The organism is Microcoleus sp. B3-D7 (assembly GCF_036705305.1).
GTDB lineage: Bacteria > Cyanobacteriota > Cyanobacteriia > Cyanobacteriales > Microcoleaceae > Microcoleus.
Map to the genome: position 1 here is coordinate 220,684 of NZ_JAUBUE010000004.1, position 22,520 is coordinate 243,203.

Here is a 22,520-nt window from a genome sequence, read left to right on the forward strand (position 1 = left end):
GTCGGATAGATGGCGATACGGACATGATAAAAGCGATCGGCAAATAAATCAGGGCTATTTGTCAAAATTTCCTGATTGTGGTATTTTCATTGACCGAAACCATCCAGGATACAAGCCCCCCGATTCATCCGTAGAGAAATAAAAAACCTGTATCCGATAAACCAGGCCCCGAATTGATCGGTGGGGTCAAGGCTTCAATTCTTTAATCTCAAATCTCAAATCTCAAATCGATTGACCTCCTGCCGAATACCTTCTGCCTTCAAAACGGTCAATCTCAGTTGACATCCTCACACCCGCTAAAGCCACGGTGATTCTAAACATCACTGTTTAGGTTTCCTCTTTCTACGACCCGACTTACTTGAAGGAGTTTCCTCACTCAACCAGAGGTCGATGTCTCCAGAGGCGTTTGAGGTTCCCGTGTGCCCCACGGTACGCAATCCAAGTTCTAATATGTTGCGAGCTGCATTCCAATCTCGGTCTAAAACAAATCCACAATGCGGGCAAATATGTGTTGTCTGACTTAGCGATTTCTTCGCAACTTTCCCGCAATTAGAACAATTTTGGCTGGTGTAGTGTGGCGCGACTGCAACAGTAGCTACACCAAACACTTTGCCAAAGTATTCAACCCAACCCCTAAAAGCTGTCCAAGCTGCATCTGAGATCGACTTGGATAGCTTTTTGTTTTTAACCATATTATCCACCTGCAAGTCTTCATAGGCTACCAAGTCGTTTGACTGGACTACGCACCTTGCTAATTTCACAGCAAAGTCTTTACGCCGCCTACTTACCTTGAGGTGTTTTCTGCTCAATCGATTCCGAGCCTTGGCTCTATTTTTAGAACCTTGCTGGGTTCTGGAAAGTTTACGATTAAGTCGTTTAAGTGACTTCTGAGACTTTCTCAGGTGACGTGGATTCTCAACAGCATTACCATCAGAGTTTGTGTAGAAATGGGTCAAGCCCAGGTCTAAACCAATAGTCTTACCAGTAGGTTCGCGCTTTTCATTTCGTTCAGCGTCAATAATTAAAGTCAGCGACTCCCTCACGAGAGCCGCTGCTCTCCAAAACCGTGCATAATAGTTTCCCATTACACGGCTCCTCAGTGACACGGTGTTTGTCACACAGACCTCATTACCAACATATCCTTTTCCCAATACCAATTTTGGTTGAGGGGTGGTTTAGGCTTGACACTATTGCAGTCAGATTGTTCGCCATAACTGCCGTCTGTAGCAGTCTTTGTGTCGTGGCAGTGTCGATGAAGAAGTTGCCAATTCTCATATGAATCCTTGCCACCTTTCGATTTGGGGATTTCATGGTCGAGTTCTATAACATCTTCATCTCTGAAGTACATTTTGCAGTGGGCGCATTTTCCATTCTGCTTTTTAAGCAGGGATGCTGTTCGCTTCGGCATCTCCGGATGTTCGCCCATTCTTGAACTCCAATAAACCAGATTACCGTCGTATGGTGACGCTTCGCTTTTAACTTTGACATGACGTTTTATCGGTGTTGCATCATGTTTTTGTAACCGCAAAAAGTTTTTACCTTCTTGCCTGGTTGCGAAGACCCAGTTATCGCCGTTTATGGATTGCCAGTATTTTTTTGTTATCCATTTACCCGTTTTTTGGGGGTGACGACGTTTTGCCCAAGACCTTAATTTCCAGTACACCTGAAAGTCCAAGTGAGAATAAATTTTCTTACTCACTTGTGTTGAGTAGTAATTTGCCCATCCTCTAATTATTGGGTTGAGATTTTTTATCAACCCTGATTGCGGAGCCGCTTTGTGGGCGTCAATTACTTCTGCAACGTGTTTGTAATGTTCCTGTACTTTTATTTGGCTTGGGGTGATGAGTGTTATAAATCCCAATGGTTCTTTCTTTGTATTTAGGTCGGTTCGGTATTTTCCTACTTTTACCTGCTTAATATTGAACCCCAAGAAGTCAAACCCTGATTTTTCCCCTTCAAATTCTTTTAGGGTATGGGCTGTTCTTGTTTTACTGGGCTTTAATTCCAAGCCTATGCCTTTTAACCATTCAGAGATTAACTCTTTACATTCTTGGACAACGGTTATGTCTTCGTGGAGAATCACGAAGTCATCGGCATACCGGATGAGATTAAGACTGGTTCTTTTATCCCTTTTTGGCATTTTCTTGCCATTTGGGTATCTCATCTCTAGGGTTTCTGCGTAAGCTTTAACCCGTTCTTCCATTCCGTGTAGGGCAATATTTGCTAACAAAGGTGATATTACTCCCCCTTGTGGTGTACCCTCGAATGTAGGAAACAACTGCTTTCCGTCCATAACTCCAGCCCTTAACCATGAGCGAATTTGTCGCCTAGTCTTTGGGCTGGTATTTAATTTTTCTAGCAGTGCTTGATGGTTGATGTGGTCGAAGCATTTTGCAATATCGGCATCTAGCACGTATTTAGCTTTATACCTAATTGCATTGTATATGGCTTGAACCGCATCTTGACATGACCTCCCAGGTCTGAACCCATAGCTGTTAGGTTCAAATCGCGCTTCCCATTCTGGCTCTAACGCCTGTTTGACAAGTGCTTGCAAAGCGCGGTCTTTCATTGTAGGTATTCCCAAGGGTCGTTTCTCTTCCCTACCAGGTTTTGGAATCCATACTCTCCTGGTGGGACTCACCTTGGCACCCAATTTTAATTCTCCTATTAGGTTTAGACGTTGATTCGGGGTCAATGATTTAACACCATCTACACCAGCCGTCTTTTTACCTTGGTTATCTTGGGTGACTCTACGAACCGCAATACATTTTGCTGACCAGGAACTCATCAATAGCTTTTGGAGTCTGCGAAGTGTCTTGACATCTCCACGTTGAGAGGCTTTGTAAATCCGCTTTTGCAGCTTGAACACTTTTTTCTCTAGCTTTTGCCAGGGAATAAGGTTCCATTCATACATCGGTTGTATTACCGTGTTCATGACTTGTTTACCACTACTTGTAGCTTTACATTCCATGTCACCGCGAGTCCGTCAGCATATCCTTAGTGTTAAGTAAGGCTTTCGCTTTTGACTCAATCTTCCCCACTCACAGCATACGGTTAGCACCTGCTCAGTTATCGACTTAACTAAGAGCTAATGAGGGTTTACTTCGTTCCCAATAACCATTGGTTGAACCGTTAGAATGATGCTTTTCCTCCGGGTTTTCGGGAAGTGCTTGTTGGTCAATTTCTGGCTTGCCAACTCCCTATCCTTGCCCTTTTTGGGTCGGCCAGCGTATCAGCCTTATTTCGCTGGTTCAGCTCTAACGAAGGCTCACACACATCTTTGCTTTCGCTATTCATAGGTTCTTGCTCAACGGATGCCAGCTTAGGCTTCCAGCATTGCCGCCTTTCTTCCCCGCTTTACGGATTGAGGGCTAGTCGCTACCGTAGGGGAAGTGCTTTCACCACTGCACCTGTGGGGTGGGATTTGAGGGATTAGCTCTCACCCACATGGTTATTGAGTTGTCATCTAGCAAGGGATTAAAGTGCGAACTCTATCCTTATTGGATTACCCTACTAGAGCCTGGAATCCTCCTAATTGAATTAGGTTTCTCCAGAACGAATCGCACCAGAATTGATCGTAGTAGCCATCAGCGCGACGAACTACTCGCACCCGTTTGATCTGGTTCAATTGGTAGAAGTGTAGGTCGCGAGTTCCCCACAACTTAAAGCTTCCTGCTTTGAAGCCATCGCTGAACTTGATAGTTCTTCTGTCTTCAGAAAGCTTCCACCCACAAGTTTTGTATTCTACGGAACCGTGTGTTTCATGCTTTTTAAAGCGTGGGAAACCTTTCTTTCTAGGCTTACTTTCCTTACAGTTGTCCTAGAAACGAGCAATTGATGACCAAGCTCTTTCAGCAGACGCCTGTCGTGCCATTGAGTTTAGCTTGGCAGCCCAAGGGAATTTTTTGGCTAGTACCGCACAATAAGCGCTTAAGTCGTATCGATCCACACCCTTCGTATCCATCCAGTATCTGATGCAGCTATTACGAATAAAGCGAGCAGTGCTAATGGCTTCATCTAGCCTTTCGTACTGCTCGCTTTTTCCTTCTAGCTTGACTTCAAATACTAACATTTACGTTCCTGAACAGGTTATAAAAATAATAGCACTGTTCTAGGAAAATTAAAGCCGTCCTAGAAGGACGGGGCTTTGTGCGATAGACCCAAGTTTTTGGTAAAATTCAGGATTAAGCCGATCGCTCAACAGTTAACCAATAACCATTCACCGCCGTCTGTCAGGAGTATAGAGAAAATGGGTCTTAAGATTATTGAAAGTTACGATAGCAGTTTTGTCCTCGAACCAGAGGCTAAAACTGCACTGTTCGGTTTGTTAACCGGTGAAAGCTTTGTAAAACAAGTAGCGGTACAATTGCAATGCTCGCGCATTGAGTTTGCCGAGTTACTTTTTCAGCCAGTCCCTTACAGCAGCGAGACGCCGAAGGGAATGCCTGCGGAATTTGAAAAGTATCACGAATCGAGCGATTTTGCGATCGTCAACGTCCCGCCTAATTTCATGTTCCAAGCCAAAATATTTAAACCCAGCCGCCTCTGTGCAATTTATCGAGTTTTTAAGACTTAGGTAAAGGCTGGCTAATCTGTGGTTTAATCTAAAATCTAAAATCTAACATCTAAAATCGGATGACAGAAGACATTCAATCTCTCGCCAGCTTAGAATTCATTCCCTACATAGACTCCGAGGGAAAATTGCCCGATTTTGTCCAGGGAAAAATCGGCGTTTACGCGATTTTTGACAACGAGAAAGTCCTGCAATTTGTCGGCTATTCTCGCGACATTTACCTCAGCCTCAAACAGCATTTGGTACGCCAAACCCAATATTGCTACTGGCTGAAAGTCCAAACTATTGACAAGCCCAGCCGCACTATCCTAGAAAGCATCCGATCAAGTTGGATTGCCGAAAACGGTTCCCAACCCCAGGGTAACGGTGCCGATGCTGGCAAGTGGAACGATCCCATCGACACCAAAACTGTAATGACGGCCCAAGAAACGGCAAATTATGAAGGTATCTTCGCCGATGAAATTGCCAAAGATAAATTGTTGAAAAATGTCGCGCGGCGCGTGGAAAATGAAATTTTCTCGCTGCTGAAAGCTCGCGGCGTAACTGAAGAAATCCGGTTTAATCCCAAGCTGAAAACGAGTGGGTTGCTGGATTTAAAGTAAATACAATCTCACGACTTTAGTGCTTATTACGCACCTGTTTGTAGTGAGGAGTTTAGTCCTATATTTCAGGACTAAACTCCTTACTGCGAACTTATAAGATTTAAAAGATTTTAACATTTAATATCGTTTCCGGTTGCATCGGTATGGTTCAAATTTCCAAACAGTTAACAGTCAACAGTCAACAGTCAACAGTCATTCCGGTGCAACCGGAATTGATTTAACAGATATCGGAATCTGCACAATTAACTTGGTTCCTCGGCCCGGAGCAGAAATACAACTGATTTGACCTCGATGTTTTTCCACTACAATATCGTGACTGATTGCCAACCCTAATCCAATACCGCGGCCTACAGGCTTCGTAGTAAAAAATGGGTCAAATATCTGGTGGCGCACTTCCTCACTCATCCCACAACCGTTATCGGCAATGTGAATAACAACGGATTTATAGTTGTGAGTGGCTAATTTTGAATCTTGATTGTGCAGGGCAGATTCAGACTCACAACTTACTGAAGTGCTGATGGTAATTTTTCGGGGAGATGGTTGAGTTTCCAGGGCATCAATAGCATTACTTAGCAGGTTCATGAACACCTGATTTAACTCACTGGCGTAACAGGTGACTCTTGGCAGTTGGCTGTAGTGTTTAATGACCTCTATCTCACCAGCTTTGTTTGCTCCCTTCAATCGGTGCTGCAAAATAACTAAAGTATTGTCAATGCCTTCATGAATATCCACTGGCTTGTACTTTTGTTCGCCAAGGCGGGTGAATTTCCGCAAAGACATCACAATTTCGCTAATCCGAGAAGCACCTTCGGTCATCGAATTCAGAAGTTTTGGATAATCCTCTGCGATGAATTCGGGTTGAATCTCGTCCAATTCGCCGATAATTTCTGCCACCGGGTGCGGGTAGTAATGTCGGTACAATTCGAGGAGGCGAAGCAAATCTCGTGCATAGTCCGCCGCTAGAGCAATGTTACCGTAGATAAAGCTGACGGGATTGTTGATTTCGTGAGCAATTCCTGCCGCTAGCTGACCTAAAGAAGCCATTTTTTCCTTCTGTATTAACTGAGCTTGAGTTTTCTTGAGTTCAGTTACGGTTTGTTCGAGTTGCTGGGCGTAGGATTGTGTTTGCTGGAACAACTGGCGCTGCACGAGTTGATTTGAGACGCGGGCGAGAACTTCTTGTTCGTGAAACGGTTTTGTGATATAATCTATACCACCAACTTCAAAGGCTTTGACTTTATCTAATACTTCATTCAAAGCACTGATAAAAATAACTGGAATGTCCTTGGTTGTGGGAGAAGCTTTCAATGCTTGGCAGACTTTGTAGCCATCCATACCGGGCATCATGATGTCGAGCAAAATCAAGTCAGGAGGAGTTAACTCGATCGACCGCAGCGCTAGTTTACCGTCGGGTGCGGTGCGTGTTTTGTACCCTTGCTGCGAGAGTATTTGAGCTAAAAGTTGCAAATTAGCCGGAATATCATCAACAATTAAAATATTCCCTTTTAAGACGGGAGTGGGTTCGGAATTCATATCTAGTTCGGTAAAATAACCTTTATAGGTTTGTAGTGAGTACGATCGCGCGATGGGGTGTTATGAGGACGATCGTACTCACTACAAACCTATCTCATATCCTTATTATTTTGGTTCGGGATGAATGAGAGCTAGTATTTGATTGAACTGAAACTCGTTAGCCAATGTGGCTAGAGCGCTAGCTAAATCGTCATTGCGATCGCGAATTTGCTCAATTTGGATCAGAATTAACTCTAAATCGCACTCAATTGTGGCTTTCTCTAAAGCTGCCAGCCAATCTGCGGGTAAGGCTGCAAGAGTCTCTGGAGTCGGAGCCTCGATTTGAGTTGACTCGGGTACACTCTCCGGTTCACCGTAAATGTAACGCACTCCCAGATGTTTGTGGAGGGTGGCAAAAATTTCTGTATCTCGAAAGGGTTTGTGGATAAAGTCATCGCAATCATCTGATACAGTAACGCTTTGCGCTTCTTCAGCGTTACCGGCACTCACGGCAATAATTGCCGTAGCTTGACCTTTAACGGTGGCTTTAATGCGTTTGGTTGCTTCATGTCCATCCATCACGGGCATCCACATATCCATAAAAATTAAGTGTGGCTCAAAACTCGACCACATTTCAATAGCTTCCATGCCGTTGCTGACTTCTTCGAGTTCAAAGTTAAAGCCCGCGAGGAGTTTGATCAGCAGTTGGCGGTTGTCCGATTGATCGTCCACAATCAAAATACGATAGCGTGGCTGGTTGCGTTCCAGCGCTATCACCCGACGCGGTGGCTGTACGGGTTCAGTCGCCGGGGCATCAACGGCGCTGACGGGGATATCAAACGCGAAGGTGGTGCCGCGTCCTACTTCACTCCGTACAGTAATCACGCCGCCCATCAGCTTGACAAACTGTTGGCTGATAGCCAGCCCCAAGCCTGTTCCTTGCTGAGATTTGGTTCCTGTTTTGGTTTGCACAAAGGCTTGGAAAAGCTTATCTAACTCATCAGCAGCTATGCCGGAACCCGTGTCTTCTATTTCAAAATGTAATTGGTAATTACTGATGGGTAAGTGCTGATTTTCACTGTCGATAGATGCACTTACTCTTAACCTAATTACTCCGTGTTTGGTAAATTTAATGGCGTTAGAAAGCAGGTTAATTAAAACTTGGCGTAATTTCATTTGATCTGTTTGCACGTATTCGGGAGTTTCGCTAGAGCAGTAAAAGATTAACTGCAATTGTTGCTCCCTTGCCTGGAGTTGAAACATCTCTTCCAGATCGTTCAACAGGCTGCTTAATTGAAATTCGGTGGGGTTGAGTGTAATGCGTCCTGCCTCTATTTTGGCTAAATCTAATATTTGATTGATCAGAGCTAGCAAGTGTTCTCCGCTGCGGTTGATAATGCGGATATTTTCCTGTTGTTCGCGAGTGAGGTTGGTAGAGCGCTGCATCAATTGGGAGAATCCCAGAATTGCGTTGAGCGGGGTGCGGAGTTCGTGGCTCATATTTGCTAGGAAAGTGCTTTTGGCAAGGTTGGCAGCTTCTGCGGCCCAGGCGGCTTGTTGAAGCTGTACTGCTTGCTGTTGAGTGGCTTCGAGCAATTGAGCTTGTTGTAAGGCGACTCCTAGTTGAGTGCTAATTTGCAGCCCAATATTGATTTCTGCTTCGCGCCAAGTGCGGGGTGCAGAATTTTGATAGCTGGCGAGCAAACCCCAAAGTTGACTGCCGCAAAATATGGGGAAAATAACGTAGGCTCTAGCTTGGAATTGTTTTAACAGTTCTAGGTAACAAGGACTCAACCCAGCGCTGTATATGTCTTCAATTATGCGGTAAGGAACGCCTCTAGCGTACATACCGCCTTGATTTTTTTGTAGATAGGTATCCAGCACTGGTGTACCGCCGGCTTGCATAGTTTTCACGGTACAGCGAGAGTCTTCGACGAGAGTGTTTGGCACATTAAAATCGTCGGCTTGTGGGATCAGAGACTTCCAGCCGGCAGCCATTGATTCGGCAACAAATTCCCCGCTCCAATCAGGATTAAAGCGATAGATACCGACACGATCGCATTTTAGGGTTTGTCGCAGTTCAGAGGTTGTGGTTTTGAATATTGTGTCAATATCTAAGGATTGACGGATGCGCTCGATCGATCGGGCGATGGCTTGTTCTCCCTGGGCGCTTTCTCGCAAAGCTGACTCCGCTTGTTTGCGATCGCTAATATCCAAGACAGTGCCGAACAAACGGATCAACTGCCCTTTTTCATCATAAACAGGTTTCCCTCGGACTTCAATGTAACTGAGCGAGCCATCTCTTCGGATCAGCCGCAGATCAATTTCAAAGCTTTTCCCACACATAGCTTGATCGCGCACCATTGCCAGATAGCGCGATCGATCTTCTGGATGAAAACGCTCGATTAATTGTTCGCTGGGCAGCGGTTTTTGAGTCGGATCGAGCTCATAAATGCGATAGAGTTCTTCACTCCAAGTGGTTGTTGCTGTGGCAATATCGTATTCCCAACTGCCAATACGGGCAATTTTTTGGGCTTCCAGCAGTCGGGCTTCCGCCAACTGGCGATCGCTAATGTCGCGCGCTACCCAAACCGCAGAGCTATCCGACAGCGGCGAAATTTTCGCAGCAAACCAAACTTCTTGGTTATTAATCTGCAGACTGTAATCAAAACTAATAGTTTGTTGGGTTGCCAATGCCTGTCGAACTTGCGCGAAATAAATCGCCTCGCTGGCCTCCTGAAAAAATTGTTCGATGATGGTGTCGATCTGATTCGTATGATAGTTGTATTGAAAAATTCCCTTAGTGGGTATAATTTGGATGGTTTCTTCTTGGACATCAAAAATCAATACAATATCTGTAATTGACTCAAATATTTTCACAAATTGCTCAGTAGAAGTGTAAAGTTTTTGTTCGAGCAATTGGCGATCGGTAATTTCATATTGTAATAGTGCGTTAGCACGAGCTAATGCCCCGCTACGTTCGGCAACTTCGGCTGCTAAAGTGTGATTGTAGTCAGTTAATATTTTTTCAGATTGTTTGCGCTGTGCGATATTATAAAAAGCATGGATGGCATAAATAATATTTCCGCCTTCGTCAAAAATTGGTGTGGCGCGCACCTCAAAAGGAATAAATTTCCCATTTCGATGAAGTTCTACATCTTCCACGAATACTGTTTCGCCACGCAGTGCTCGGAATGCGGGCAGTTCTTCAGTGGGATAAAGCTGGTTTTGGCGGTAGATTTGATAAACTTCTACTGCTTCTTCTAAAGTCGCATCGGGGATAGTTTCTACGCCGAGCCAATGCTTGGCAGTTTTGTTCAAGTACACGACTTTACCGGAGGCATCGTGGATAGATACTCCCGCAGGTATGGCTTCGAGAAATTGCTTGAGTTGGCTCTCTCTTTGCGCTAAAGCTTCGTTTAAAGATTTTTGGTCTGCAAAAGCCTGTTGCAGTTGCGCTGCCATAAAATTGAAAGAATTGGCGAGATATCCGACTTCATCCCAGCGTCTAATTTCTAAAGGTTGATCCCATTTTCCTGTGGCAACATTTTGGGCTGCCGTATTCAAGCGCCTAATTGGCTTTGTCACCCAACGGGAAGTCAAAAATCCGATCGCGATCGCCAGCGGCAGTGTACCAGCCAATAACCACAATGTGTTGCGCGTATTTGCTTGAATGCGAGCCATGAAATCAGACTCTGGCACCACCACCACAATCAACCAATCCAAACCACGGAAATCTCGATAGGGAGTGACGCGGACAAACTGCCTATCGCCCTTGCTCACCAGGGTCAATTTCTGGGTTGTTTGCAACGTGCGGAAGTTGCCAAATCGGTTGGCGAGTTGTCGAGCAATATCTCGCGTGCGGGCATCCTTGCTGTTGGTGGCTAGCAATGGCGTCGGTTGCTTTTTTGTTGGCGTCACCAAGGGTGTTTCTAGTGTAGATGTGGCAATCAGATTGCCGGATCGATCCATAATAAAAGTTTGTCCAGACGCCGAGAATTGCAGCCTAGGCAGAAAGGTATTGATTGCCGACAGCCCATTATTATCCGTGAGGCGATCGCTAATCCGTTCTCCTACTTGTTCGATTAACTGATGCGCCACATCCTCGACTGATTCCTGACCACTTTTGAAAGAAAGATAGCCCACTAGCCCAACTACACTTACCGTTTGCAAAACAAACGGAACAATCAAAACCGTTCGCAGTGGCAGCTTGCTGAAAAATTTGGCGGTTAGGCGGTTGAAGTGATAAATGGGCATGGGTGTGAACCAATTGCGCTGATAATCCTATTTTAACTGCTGTAGCGTGCCTTTCCCGGCAATTGGCGCGCCCTAAAAACTGTGAAATTTTCCGCCCGGTTCAATATAGCCCAATACGGTTCATTTAAAACTATTTATTCCTCGGATATCCCCCTCGCATCCCCCTTAAGAAGGGGGACTTTGAGTAAGTTATTGTCCCCCCTTAAAAAGGGGGCTTAGGGGGAATCGAGCTTAAATGAACCGTATTGCAATATAGGCAACTACTAGCGAAGATTGGACGCACCTGTCAAAATTTGCTTCTGTTAGTTCTGTTTCTAGCTGTTGGGCATTTGATTCATTTTTACTTACAAAAACTGTGATAACTTTTCTAATTTCTTTGTGTATTTCGGCAATCATGTCGTTAATTAAAATCCAGCGGGGGCGGGTTTATGAGATTGTAGATTAGGGGCAATTATTATTGGTGAACCCGCCCTTACAAGATTTAACATCATACAAATCCGCATCAAAGGGAAATGATCTTATTTGTGCGTTAATCGAAGCCGATCGCCCTAATGCCCCTTTGCTAACTTGGCTAAAACGGTGGCGAAGAAAGCCGGTTCGATCGGCTTTGTTAAGTGTTCGTTGTAACCAATGGCGATCGCCCGATCGCGGTCTTCTTCGCTAGCATAAGCTGTCAGCGCCACGGCCGGCAAGCCCTTGATTTTGTCGGATTCGGACGATCGCACTTTGCTGATCAGCCAGTAGCCGTCCTCAACGGGCATACCGATATCGCTGACTAAAATATCAGGCGGCGACTGCTGTAAAATGTCGATCGCCTCTGCAGCCGTTGCAGCAGCAATCGCAGTCGCCCCGCACTGTTGGAGCGCAAGCATCAAAAACTCGCGGTTGTCGGGTTCGTCGTCAACTACCAACACCTTTAAACCAGCCAAAATACCCGGAGACCTTGGATTGGATTTCCTTTCTCCTCTCAACTGCGGCTGCTTACTCCGAGGCTGTTTGAGAGGCAGTGTCACGGTAAATGTCGCACCCTGGTCTTTACCGGGACTTTCCGCAGTCACAGTGCCCCCGTGGAGTTGTACCAAGTGATCGACGATCGCCAATCCCAGTCCCAAACCGCCCTCAGCCTTAGTTTTCGAGGCGTCTGCTTGTCGGAAGCGATCGAACACGTAGGGCAGAAAATCAGCAGGAATGCCCTTTCCGGTATCGCTGACAGTAATTTGCACGTAATTGGGTGATGAGGAATCGCTAACAGCTACCGCAGATAAGCGCAGTTCCACATTTCCCCCCGAAGGCGTAAACTTCACGGCGTTAGTCAGCAAATTCCATACTACCTGCTGCAACCTCTGGGCGTCGCCCCACATCAAGCTGACTGCGGGGTCAAGTTCTAACGAAACGGTGACAGACTTGGCCTCGGCTGCCAAACGAACTGAATTATGAGCCGCCTCGATCGTCTTTACCATGTAGAACCAGCCGGGTTTCAGGGCCAGCTTGCCTTGAGTAATCCGGGAAACGTCGAGCAAATCTTCCACTAGCTGGCTCTGCACCTTCGACTGACGCTCAATGGCTTCCAAACCCGAAGCTAATTTAGCTTCGTTGTAGGGGTGGGCGCGCAGGATCTGTGCCCACCCCAGAATCACATTTAAAGGCGTTCGCAGTTCGTGGGAAAGAGAGTCTAGAAACTCGTCTTTCCGGCGGCTGATAGCTTCTGCTTCCACCCGCGCGGCCTGTTCGCGTTCGAGCAACTGAGCGCGTTGGGCCTCGACTTGCTTGCGCTCGCTGATGTCGGTGATGATCGACATACAGTTGATGTTGCCGTTGCTGTCGCGGACTGGAGTTGCCCACAAACTGATGTCGATCGAGCTGCCGTCTTTCCTTTGGCGGTGGGTTTCCATGCCTGCGATCGCGTTTCCTTCGCGAATTCTTTTCAAATTAGCCGTGAATTCCTCCCGCTTGTCTGCGGGAACGCAAGGCACAAATTGACCTACCGTTTCTGATTCATGCCAGCCAAAAATCCTCTCGGCTGCTGGGTTCCACATTTTCACAGTGCCGTCGTCGCAGTCCAAAACGGTAATTGCTAGAGGACAAGCCTGAATCAAGGCTTCTAAAGTTTGATTGATGTGCGATCGCGCTGCTTCTGCTTGTTTGCGATCCGTGATATCGACATTCACCCCGATCATCCGCAAAGGCAAACCCCGATCGTCCTGAAACACCTTCGCCCTGCAAGCAATCCAGCCCACGCTTTTGTCCGGGCGGCAGATGCGGAACTCAATGTTTAATTCCTCCCCGGACACCGCCGCAGCTTTTACCTGCTGTTGAGTCAAAGCGCGATCGTCTGGATGCAACATTTCCACCCAATTTTGATAGCTGTCGATACCGCCTGCAGGCAGCCCGTACAAAGCCTCTAACTCCGGTGTACAGGCGATCTCGCCGGTTTGGACGTTCCATTCAAAAGTTCCGATTTTGCCTGCTTGCTGAGCGATTTGCAGCCGTTCTTGATTGTTTTTGAGTTCTGCTTCCACGCGGGAGATCTCGGTCAAGTCGATGAAGAATGCGACGATCGTCTCTGGTTCGCGATCGTCCGGGGACAGAGTGGTTCCGCCCATCAGAATCGGCACGCGGCTGCCATCTTTGCGGATGTACTCTTTCTTGAAAGGAGTTGCGACTCCGTTAGCCCGCAGTTCTTGGGCCGCTAAGGCGTCGAGGTGCAGGTATTCGGGGGGGGTCATCCTGTCCCACCGCATTTTACCCGAGAGCAAGTCTGAGCGGGTGTAGCCGACCATGTTGAGCAGGGATTGGTTGGCGTAGGCGATGCGGCCGCTAAAATCGCCGATCGCGACTCCAAAAATATTTGACTCGAACAGCCGCCGGAATATGGCTTCGCTTTGCTGGATTACCCGTTTTGCTTGGTTGCGATCGGTGATTTCGGCAACCACGGTGCTGACTCCCAGCAGCGTTCCTGATTCATCGCTCACGGGGTAAAAGCTGATTTGCCAATCGCGCAAAACTCCCGGCTGTTGCTTTGTTTCGGCCTTAACTTCCAAGTCGAGCACGGGGGTTTGCGTCGCCAGCACTTGGCGGTAAATCCGCTCTACCATATCGGCCATTTCGGGAATTACTTCTCTAATGGTGCGCCCGATGTGGTCTGCGATCGATCGCCCGTTGATCTGAGCGAGGCACTCGTTCAGGCGGATGTAGCGCAAATTGGTATCGACAAAGCACAGCCCGACTGGTGTAGTCTTGTAAACTAAATCGAGTTCTGCTAGTTGGCGGCGAATGCGTATTTCGTTTTCTCGAAGTTGGTTTTGGGCTTGTTTGCGATCGGTGATATCTAGTACGAAGAATGCTCCTTTGTCTGTGCATCCTTGGAAGTTTCCGCCGCCGACTAAAACTGGGAAGCGCGTGCCGTCTTTGCGGAGATATTCTTTTTCAAAAGGTGTGCAACTTCCTTCTGCTTCGACTTGCGCGATGGCGAGGCGATCGAGTTCTAGATATTCCGGCGCAGTGAGTTCGAGCCAGCGGATCTGTCCCGAAGCTAAGTCTTCTCTTGTATATCCGATCATTTCCAGCAAGGCGTCGTTAGCGTCCGTAACTTCGCCGCTGGCATCCCAGAAACCGATGCCGATCATGTTAGATTCTACCACGCTGCGGAATCGCATTTCGCTTTCCCGCAAAGCTAATTCAGTTTGTTTTTCTGCGGTAATATCTGTGATAATTAGGCCGACTCCGATTATTTCTGCCCTTTCATTTTTTACTGGGTAGTAGTTGGCGAGCCAGTAGCCGAAATATCCGGGTTTTCCATCAGGTTCGCCGCTCATTTCTAAGTTTAAAACAGGCTGACCCGTTGCTAAAACTTGCTGAATTATCGGCGCAAATTTGGCTGCATGTTCTGGCAACAATTGCCGGAAGTCTTGGCCGAGATGCTGTTCTATCGGCAAACCGTTGAGTTCTGCTAATACTTGATTGATACGGATGAAGCGCATTTCGCGATCCAGAAAGCAAATCGCTAGGGGAGATGCTTCTAATAGCGAGTCAATTAAGGCGAAGGATTGGGATGTTTGAGATAGTGCTTCCTGCGCTTCTGTGTAAAGTCTGGCGTTGTCGAGGGCGATCGCCACGCGGTATGCTAAATCTTCTAGCATTGCCATGTCTTCTGCAGTGTAGCGGCGGCCCAACTTCGAGGTAAAGCAAGTGATGGAACCCATTACCCGCCCGCGGGCTTTCAGCGGTACGCAAGCGTGAGATCCGATATTGAGCGATCGCAATATTTCCATTTCTGCGGCATTTTCCGCTCCTGCTGCTAAAATCTCCTCATCCACTTCGGTAATTAGTTCGGATTTTCCGCTGCGGATTACCAGGGGATAGCCGTTAACAGCATTGTCGGCGCTCAAACTTCGGATTCTCAAGTTATTCAGACTATCAACTATAGAGGCTTCGGCGTGAGCCGCAGCGACTCGACGCACTTTTGAGTCGGTTTCGGTCAAATGAATGCAGCACCCGTCGGCGATCGAATTTATTGCTAATTCTGCTACCTTTTGCAGCACCGTTTCCCCGTCAAACGCATCAGCCAGCATTTTGCTGACTTCTGCTAAAAAGGCCGAGCGCTGCTGTTCTATTTCCGCTTTTTCCCTCGCTGTTTGCTCGATTGTTAACTGCAATCTTTGAGTTTCTGCAAGTTTTATTTCTGTGATATCGCGGGCGACAATTAAAGCCGATTCTGCTACGCCATTTTGGTCAAATTCTGGAACTACCCGCGATTGATAACTTCGGATGCCGTTGGTTGAGGAAGCCTGAAATTCGATGATTTCTTCTCGACCTGTTTCTAACACTTTGTGCAGGGTTTCCTCCCACATCTGGCACTGTTCCGGCGACATTCCTATTGCTTGACTGGTTTTGCCCAAGAAGAATGAAAGCGGTTTTCCTTGGGTTCTTTCAACTGCTTGATTGACATAAATATAACGCAGCTCTTTGTCAGCGCGGATAATGATATCTGGCGTATTTTCTAGCAGCCTTCTCAGTTGCTGTTCGCTGCTTGCCAAAGCTGTTTGCGCTTGTTGTCTTTCCGTGACATCTCTCACCGTGCCCACGTGTCCGATGAGTTCGCCGGAGTCCGAAAACATCGGCGAGGAACAAACGTTAATCCAACGCACAATCCCCTGTGGTGTTTGCAGGCGATACTCGATCGCATATTCCCCACCTTGCCGAGTATAATCCAGCCATCGGCTCAATACGCGATCGCTGTCTTCCGGGTGAATGCACTTCTCCCAACCGTCTCCTAAAAGTTCTGTCAAACTTAAGCCACAAATAGCCTGACAGCGTGGGTTTGCATAGGTGTAGCGCCCCTCAAAATCTGCCATAAAAATGCCGACAGGCGAACAGGAACTTAAACAGCGAAATCGTTCTTCTTGAGCTTGCAGGGCTTCTTTAGCTACTGTCAGTTCTGCTGTGCGTTGTTTGACGTGGCTTTCTAGGTTAGTGTAGGATAAAGCCAGGGCTATTTCTGCTTCTTTGCGATCGGTAATATCAATACCAGTTCCTATCACATATTCCACCAAGCCATCCCCATCTAGGGTCACAGTATTAGACCAAGAAATTAAGCGCTTCTGCCCATTTTTTGTGCGCCAATAGTTTTGATATTGGCTGTTAAAATTTTCGAGCTTGAGCTTGGTAAAAACAGTTTTAACTGGCTCTGTTTCTTCTGGAATTAAAAACAAATCCCAAAGATATTTATTGATTACTTCTGCTGTCGAGTAGCCTGTAGTTTTTTCGCAAGCTTGGTTAAAGCGGACAATCCGTCCTTGGCTGTCTAGAACTACAATCAAGCAAGCCGTCGTGTCAATTACTTTGGAAATAATATTACGTTCTATTTCTAGTTCTTGTTTTGCGGACTTTAAGCCCGCATACCAAGCTATAACCATTGCAGCCGCCAAAAGTAAGATTGCAGGAGCTGCCTGGAAGGAAAACAGTAACAGAGTTGTCAGCAGTAAAGCCGTGCCGGCGCTAAATGTAGCAATACTGTAAGATTTAATGGGTAAGGGCAAGACCTCAAACGGACTCATTTTTGTTGACCTGTAGCGATGGCGCGATCGCACTATTGCTTATGTCTATGAAACAACCTTGTTAAAACTTAGTTAAAACTAAGTATTTATTTTTTCTATACAAAACCACATTTGTCGGCTCTGTGCCATCTTCCCAGAGACAGATTGGCACGGGAATTTCTGCTAAATCAACTGCTATCATAGATCAAGGGACAAATTAGATTATCTAATTTCTGGGAGCAATAAGCGAGTGAATCACAAGCTGGCCAAAATTATCGGATTATTTTTCGCAGCCGCCACCCTCTTTGGATTCGTCGGTTACGCGCTGCAAAATCCCAACTTCGCCAGCAGCTCAGCGATATCCATCGGCTTCCCCAATCTTACCACCCTGGCTGCCGGGGCGATCGACAACAAACGATCGCAAATTTATCTCAACGGAACTTGGCAATTTGTCCCCGCAGTTGGCAACCCCCAAAACCCCCCTGTCTCCCCAAATTGGGGCTCCATCTCGGTGCCCGGAGATTGGCAAAAAGAAAACAACGAATCCGTACCCGGAATCATCACTCGCGGCAACGGCAAAGATTGGGAAAACTTCAACAGTAAACAACTATCAAAAGCTTGGTATCAGAGAAATATAGACCTTCCCGGCGACTGGACAAACCGCCGAATTTTTCTCGACTTAGCCAGAGTCAGCACCGATGCAGTCATCTTTGTCAACGGCATTAACTGCGGTCAAATCCCCTGGCCCTACGGCACTATTGAAATTACCAAAGCAGCAAAACCAGGTCAAAACACCATATCTATTTTAGTGGTGGCAGTATCCGATGAAAAGGAAAAAGCCGTCATCATGGGTCCCACAGAAATCTACACAGAAAAATCAAAGTTGCAATCGCGGGGAATAATCGGCGAAGTAAGGCTTCTGAGCCTTCCTCCAGGCCCGCTAATTAGGGACGTATTCGTCCAAACTTCCACCCGAAAAAAGCAAGTTAAATTAGATGTTGAACTCAAAGACGTTGCCCAAAACGGTCAAGTAGAAATAATCGCGCAAATGCTCGACGAAAAAGGCAAACTACAACAAAAATTCACCGCCACTGCCAACGTTAAAGCTAAACCAATTCAAACCGTTCAAGTTCATTGGAATTGGCCAAATCCCCGTCTTTGGGATCTCGGGCAACCAAACCTTTACACCCTGCAATTAGAAGTAAAAGGCAGCGGCATTGACACACAATACAACCAACCTTTTGGCTTCCGCGAATTTTGGATAGAAGGGCGCAAATTTTTCTTAAACGGAACTGAAATTCGACTGCGACCAATCTTGCACTCCGATACTTGGCAAGGCGGCACAGTAGAAGTTGCAGATAGCCTAATTGATGGCTACGTCAAAGCCGGGTTTAACATAACAGAAATGTGGCCTTGGAATCACGACGAACGGGGTAGATGGCACTTCCGAGAGTTGTTTTCCGAAAGAGCAGACCTCAAAGGTTTTCCCATTATGGCTCCCGCTTTAGACATTAGTCCTATCGCTTGGAATGGCAAGTGGAAGAACCCCCTGTGGAAAAACCGCTGGAAAGAGCGAATGGTGACTGAAATGCGCCGCTACCGCAATCATCCATCAGTATTAATGTGGGCGACAAGTCCTAATTTTTTCGGCAACGCTGACGACCTAAATCCCCGTCGCATCGGCAAAAGCAAAGTAGAAGGAACTCTCAGTCCCCCGGAAAACCAGCGTTTGCGGGTCAACACTCCCCTAGGAAATGATGCTTTAGCTACTATTAAATCGGCAGACCCAACCAGACCTGTGATGGTACACCAAGGCGCACACTTCGGCGATGTTTATGCGCTGAATTCTTATTTAAATATGATTCCTTTGCAAGAACGGGAAGAGTGGATTTCTGAGTGGAGCAAAACCGGGGAAAGGCCCTACATGGCAGTCGAGTTTGGGACTCCTCTGCACGCAACAATGATGCGGAATCGCAAAGGTTTTGGTCAGGTGATTCTCAGCGAACCTTGGATGACTGAGTTTGCGGCCATTTATTTTGGCAAGCAGGCTTACGAGTTGGAAACTGCCGCTTATAAAGCTAAAATTCGCGAGCAATTTGTCAAGGGTCAGGAGTATCAAAACTGGCATTTAAAAAAAGAGTTAGATTTTGCCCCAGCTTTTCAAAAGTTGCAGCAGTTATTCAGTACAAATACTTGGCGGAGTTGGCGGACTTTTGGAATGTCTGGGGGGATGATTCCTTGGAATGACGGACATGGTTGGGAAGTTTCCGAAGCAGGCAGAAAAAAGGTGGATATTGGGGCCTTTCAACCGGGTCGCCGGGGAGTTTATTTGAAGCAAGTCTCGAATAATCTTTTGAATTATTTGCAGCCCGAAGCTTACACTGTTCATCCTGGGGGCGAGGCAATTATGAATAATAATAGCTCGACTTTGGCTTGGATTGCTGGTGCTAGCCCGGTTTTTACTGCCAAAGATCACAATTTGTTTGTGGGCGGAAAAGTGGCAAAGCAAGTAGTGTTAATTAACGATAGGCGGACGCCGCAAGAATTTACGTTTAATTGGCGAGTTTTGGTGAAGGGCAAAGAAGTAACAAAGGGCGAGGGAAAAGGGATAATTGAGGCGGCAGAAACGCTGTTTTTCCCAATAAACGTAAAATTGCCAAATACCATTTCTAGCAAGGCTGACGGCGAAATTCGCTTGACCGCACGGGTGGGCGATCGATCGCATTCTGATACATTTGCTTTCCGCGTTTTTCCCAAACAATCCAACATTAAAGATTCGGTGACAATTTTCGATCCAGCCGGCAAAACATCGGCAATGTTAAAACAATTAGGTTATCAGCTTGTACCGTGGAAGGGTTCGCAAGTTTCATCGCTATTAATTATCGGTAGGGAAGCATTTTCTAGCGGGGAAAATTTGCCGGGAAGTGTAGAAAGTTTTGTGCGAAACGGCGGCAAAGTAATTGTGTTTCCTCAGCGCAGGGAATGGCTGGAAAATACGGGTTTCCGGGTTGCTGCCCACGTCAGCCGCCGCGCTTATCCAGTTGACAGCAAACATCCCGCAATTAACGGTTTAGACAGTGAAGATTTGCGGGATTGGGTGGGAGAAAGCACGCTGCTTGAAGCTTATCCAGATACAATCCAAACTGGCCCTAATTTGAGTCCAGCAAATAAACCTTGGTACGGCTGGCGTTGGGGAAATCGTGGCGGTGTTAGTAGCGCTTCTATTGAGAAACCGCACCGCAGCGGTTGGCGTCCCATTTTGGAATCTGAGTTTGATTTAGCTTATTCGCCGCTGATGGAATTGGATTACGGAAAAGGGCGGCTGATTTTAAACGAGTTGGATTTGGAAGACCATTATTCTGTAGATGCTGGGGCGGCGCAGTTAGTGCAACAAATGGTGAGTTACGGGATGAATTCTCCGGTACTTGGAAAGCCGGATCAAGTGGTTTTAATAGGGGGAGATGAAGATGCCCAAAAGTTGGACAGTTTGGGGGTAATTTATCAGCGCGCTAGTTCGCTTTCTAATGATGTTGGTTTGGTCATTGTGGGGAGAGAAGCGAATCTGAAAGATGCAGATTTGCGCGGTTATTTGAATGCTGGTGGGAAGGCGTTTTTCTTGCCGCGTCAAGTGCCTGCTGCGGGTTTGGGCGTGGGTTTGCAGCAAGCGCAGGATTTCGGAGGTTCGCTGGCGGTTCCGAGTTGGGATGAGGTGAAGGGGGTTAGTGCCTCAGATTTGCGATCGCGCTCTTTTTATGATACTTGGTTGATTAAGTCTGGGGGAGAAATCGGTGCTGACGGTTTGTTAAGTCGGGTAAAAGTTGGCAAGGGTGTGGCGATTTTTTCTCAGATTGAACCGGACAGTTTGGATGCTGATACTAAGACTTATTTGCGTTTTACTCGCTGGCGGCAAACCAGGGCAAATGCTCAGATTTTGGCTAATTTAGGGGCGAGTTTTAAGGCGGATGTTTCTGTGTTTAACGGTTCGAGTCGGGAGTTTTATCACTGGGATTACAAGACGGATTTTGAGAATGGGGACGATCCTTATCGGTATTATCGATGGTAGGAAGAAGGAAGTTTAGCAACGGATTCGCTCCACGGATGTAACGGATGTAACTGAGATGTTCCACCATTCTCAATTACTTGCTTAGGAACAGGCAAGATGCCTGTTCCACAAGAGATAAATTTTATTGTGGAACAGGCATCTTGCCTGTTCTTGACAATGGTGCAAGATGTGAGATGTAACGATGTAACGGATTGAAGGAAGAAGGAATAATGTATGAGTATCCAGCAATATTTTCATAGATTCCTTGTCCAAAATTCGTCTGGTAATGGTTCATCAAAATCGTCGCTTGTCCAGATCGATCCTGCGTGCAATCCCGCTGTACGCTGCTTAGTTGGGGAGGCGATCGGCGCTAAACGGACAAGGGGAATACCGCCTTCTGTGAGAACAACCTCTATGCCTTTAAGTGCTAGAGATAATAACTCTTTTAAATTTGTCTGTGCTTCTTGCACGTCAACTGTTTTTGTCACCATTGCAGTTATCCAAGCTAGGGATTAAAAGTGCGATCGAAGAGAGGTTAGCAATTTCAAGCTTAAATTGCTGATTTTATTATACTGTTAAATATCAAAGGTCAAAGTGTCGCCTGAAGCGCGGGTCTAGTTTGTCTGTTTTCTTTTGGTTGCAGGTGCCGCAGAGGGTTTGCAAGTTGCTGATGTCGTTGCTGCCGCCGCGGGCTAAGGGGATGATATGATCGATCGTGAGTTGGGTTTCTAGTTTGGTTTGGCCGCAGCTTTGGCATTGGTATTTATTGCGAGTAAATACGTATTTTCTGACTTCTGGGGGAATGGGAATTCTGGGGGTTTTAGACATGATGATTTTTAACCGCAGATGAACGCGAATTAACGCGGATGTTTGATGGATTAGCTGGGTGAGTTTTCTTGATTGAGAAGTTGGCGACGCAAATCGTCAAGGGGAGATTCTGGTTTGCTAGTTTCTGATTCGTTGTTTTCTGGTGTTTCTTCTACTTCAGGTTCGTCTGGGCAAAACTCTATAGTGACATTGAGTTTAAGCTTCATCTTTCCTTTCTTCCAGCCATTAGCACCCACTCTGAGAATTTCACAATCTATACCTTGACCAAACCACTTCTCATAAGCATTAGGTTGTTGGTCAGTATTTGAACCTACAGAAATGTAGAGGTTTTGTTTATTCAACAAGTGAGTTAGTTTCTCTCCTAACCCATATTCAGGCAAAACTCCATTTACTGTTTCCTTGAGTTTTTCTACTTTAAGCATTGCGTTACCGAAAGATAAAGCATCCTCATTACCGCAGTTGTAAAAATCAAATTTATCTTCCATATTAATCTTTAATTTCTTTAAACTGTCATCCTAACTATCTTAGAGTAGTATCTCTCTTTTGACAATTGCCCCGGCGAATAGAATTCGCGGCTATACAAACGATGTCCGCCTCCGCGGACTCAGAATGTCTTCAACCCGCGAAGGCGGGTTTTGTCTGTGTAGACGCGATTTCCGATCGCCGGATTT

Annotated in this window: 11 protein-coding genes and 1 pseudogene; 3 read left to right on the forward strand and 9 right to left on the reverse strand. The window is 46.4% G+C overall.

Annotation, left to right across the window (positions count from 1 at the left end; all coding sequences use genetic code 11):
- Positions 1-320 precede the first annotated feature (320 nt).
- From QUB25_RS05430 to QUB25_RS05440, 3 genes and pseudogenes are all read right to left on the reverse strand, one after another.
- A complete protein-coding gene (locus tag QUB25_RS05430; protein ID WP_445251931.1) occupies positions 321-1,085 on the reverse strand; it encodes an RNA-guided endonuclease InsQ/TnpB family protein in 765 nt (254 codons plus the stop codon).
- Positions 1,086-1,114: 29 nt separating this feature from the next.
- Positions 1,115-2,935, reverse strand: coding sequence for a group II intron reverse transcriptase/maturase (gene ltrA / locus QUB25_RS05435; protein WP_333182288.1), 1,821 nt, complete (start codon positions 2,933-2,935; stop codon positions 1,115-1,117).
- 624 nt (positions 2,936-3,559) lie between these two features.
- Positions 3,560-4,072 (reverse strand): annotated as a pseudogene (locus QUB25_RS05440) (RNA-guided endonuclease InsQ/TnpB family protein); the annotation flags it as partial.
- A gap of 177 nt (positions 4,073-4,249) precedes the next feature.
- Between QUB25_RS05440 and QUB25_RS05445 the strand changes: the two are divergent.
- Both QUB25_RS05445 and QUB25_RS05450 read left to right on the forward strand, forming a co-directional pair.
- The gene (locus tag QUB25_RS05445; RefSeq protein ID WP_333060175.1) at positions 4,250-4,576 is read left to right on the forward strand and encodes a hypothetical protein; all 327 of its coding nucleotides are present in this window, start codon (positions 4,250-4,252) and stop codon (positions 4,574-4,576) included.
- A gap of 59 nt (positions 4,577-4,635) precedes the next feature.
- Positions 4,636-5,175: a GIY-YIG nuclease family protein gene (locus QUB25_RS05450; RefSeq protein ID WP_333182289.1), complete on the forward strand. Its 540-nt coding sequence runs from the start codon at positions 4,636-4,638 to the stop codon at positions 5,173-5,175.
- Between the two features lie 192 nt (positions 5,176-5,367).
- Here QUB25_RS05450 and QUB25_RS05455 read toward each other — a convergent pair whose 3' ends face one another.
- The 3 genes from QUB25_RS05455 to QUB25_RS05465 form a co-directional block, all read right to left on the reverse strand.
- Positions 5,368-6,708, reverse strand: coding sequence for a response regulator (locus QUB25_RS05455; RefSeq protein WP_333182290.1), 1,341 nt, complete (start codon positions 6,706-6,708; stop codon positions 5,368-5,370).
- A 105-nt stretch (positions 6,709-6,813) separates the two neighbouring features.
- Positions 6,814-10,944 carry an ATP-binding protein gene (locus QUB25_RS05460; protein WP_333182291.1) on the reverse strand — a complete coding sequence of 1,377 codons (4,131 nt, stop codon included), beginning with the start codon at positions 10,942-10,944 and terminating at the stop codon, positions 6,814-6,816.
- A gap of 548 nt (positions 10,945-11,492) precedes the next feature.
- Positions 11,493-17,000 carry a PAS domain S-box protein gene (locus QUB25_RS05465; protein WP_333182292.1) on the reverse strand — a complete coding sequence of 1,836 codons (5,508 nt, stop codon included), beginning with the start codon at positions 16,998-17,000 and terminating at the stop codon, positions 11,493-11,495.
- 229 nt (positions 17,001-17,229) lie between these two features.
- Here QUB25_RS05465 and QUB25_RS05470 point away from each other — a divergent pair, with 229 nt between their 5' ends.
- A complete protein-coding gene (locus QUB25_RS05470) occupies positions 17,230-21,042 on the forward strand; it encodes a glycoside hydrolase family 2 TIM barrel-domain containing protein (protein WP_333182293.1) in 3,813 nt (1,270 codons plus the stop codon).
- A 233-nt stretch (positions 21,043-21,275) separates the two neighbouring features.
- Here QUB25_RS05470 and QUB25_RS05475 read toward each other — a convergent pair whose 3' ends face one another.
- The 3 genes from QUB25_RS05475 to QUB25_RS05485 form a co-directional block, all read right to left on the reverse strand.
- Positions 21,276-21,512 carry a toxin-antitoxin (TA) system antitoxin gene (locus QUB25_RS05475; protein ID WP_333182294.1) on the reverse strand — a complete coding sequence of 79 codons (237 nt, stop codon included), beginning with the start codon at positions 21,510-21,512 and terminating at the stop codon, positions 21,276-21,278.
- Positions 21,513-21,603: 91 nt separating this feature from the next.
- Positions 21,604-21,849 carry an HNH endonuclease gene (locus QUB25_RS05480; protein ID WP_015179287.1) on the reverse strand — a complete coding sequence of 82 codons (246 nt, stop codon included), beginning with the start codon at positions 21,847-21,849 and terminating at the stop codon, positions 21,604-21,606.
- A 50-nt stretch (positions 21,850-21,899) separates the two neighbouring features.
- The gene (locus QUB25_RS05485; protein ID WP_333182295.1) at positions 21,900-22,334 is read right to left on the reverse strand and encodes a KGK domain-containing protein; all 435 of its coding nucleotides are present in this window, start codon (positions 22,332-22,334) and stop codon (positions 21,900-21,902) included.
- Between the last annotated feature and the right edge of the window lie 186 nt (positions 22,335-22,520).

Excerpts from the sequence above, each read along its gene's own strand:
- QUB25_RS05430 (WP_445251931.1), bottom strand. The coding sequence starts at position 1,085 with ATGGGAAACTATTATGCACGGTTTTGGAGAGCAGCGGCTCTCGTGAGG.
- ltrA (WP_333182288.1), bottom strand. The coding sequence starts at position 2,935 with ATGAACACGGTAATACAACCGATGTATGAATGGAACCTTATTCCCTGG.
- QUB25_RS05445 (WP_333060175.1), top strand. The coding sequence starts at position 4,250 with ATGGGTCTTAAGATTATTGAAAGTTACGATAGCAGTTTTGTCCTCGAA.
- QUB25_RS05450 (WP_333182289.1), top strand. The coding sequence starts at position 4,636 with ATGACAGAAGACATTCAATCTCTCGCCAGCTTAGAATTCATTCCCTAC.
- QUB25_RS05455 (WP_333182290.1), bottom strand. The coding sequence starts at position 6,708 with ATGAATTCCGAACCCACTCCCGTCTTAAAAGGGAATATTTTAATTGTT.
- QUB25_RS05460 (WP_333182291.1), bottom strand. The coding sequence starts at position 10,944 with ATGCCCATTTATCACTTCAACCGCCTAACCGCCAAATTTTTCAGCAAG.
- QUB25_RS05465 (WP_333182292.1), bottom strand. The coding sequence starts at position 17,000 with ATGAGTCCGTTTGAGGTCTTGCCCTTACCCATTAAATCTTACAGTATT.
- QUB25_RS05475 (WP_333182294.1), bottom strand. The coding sequence starts at position 21,512 with ATGGTGACAAAAACAGTTGACGTGCAAGAAGCACAGACAAATTTAAAA.
- QUB25_RS05480 (WP_015179287.1), bottom strand. The coding sequence starts at position 21,849 with ATGTCTAAAACCCCCAGAATTCCCATTCCCCCAGAAGTCAGAAAATAC.
- QUB25_RS05485 (WP_333182295.1), bottom strand. The coding sequence starts at position 22,334 with ATGGAAGATAAATTTGATTTTTACAACTGCGGTAATGAGGATGCTTTA.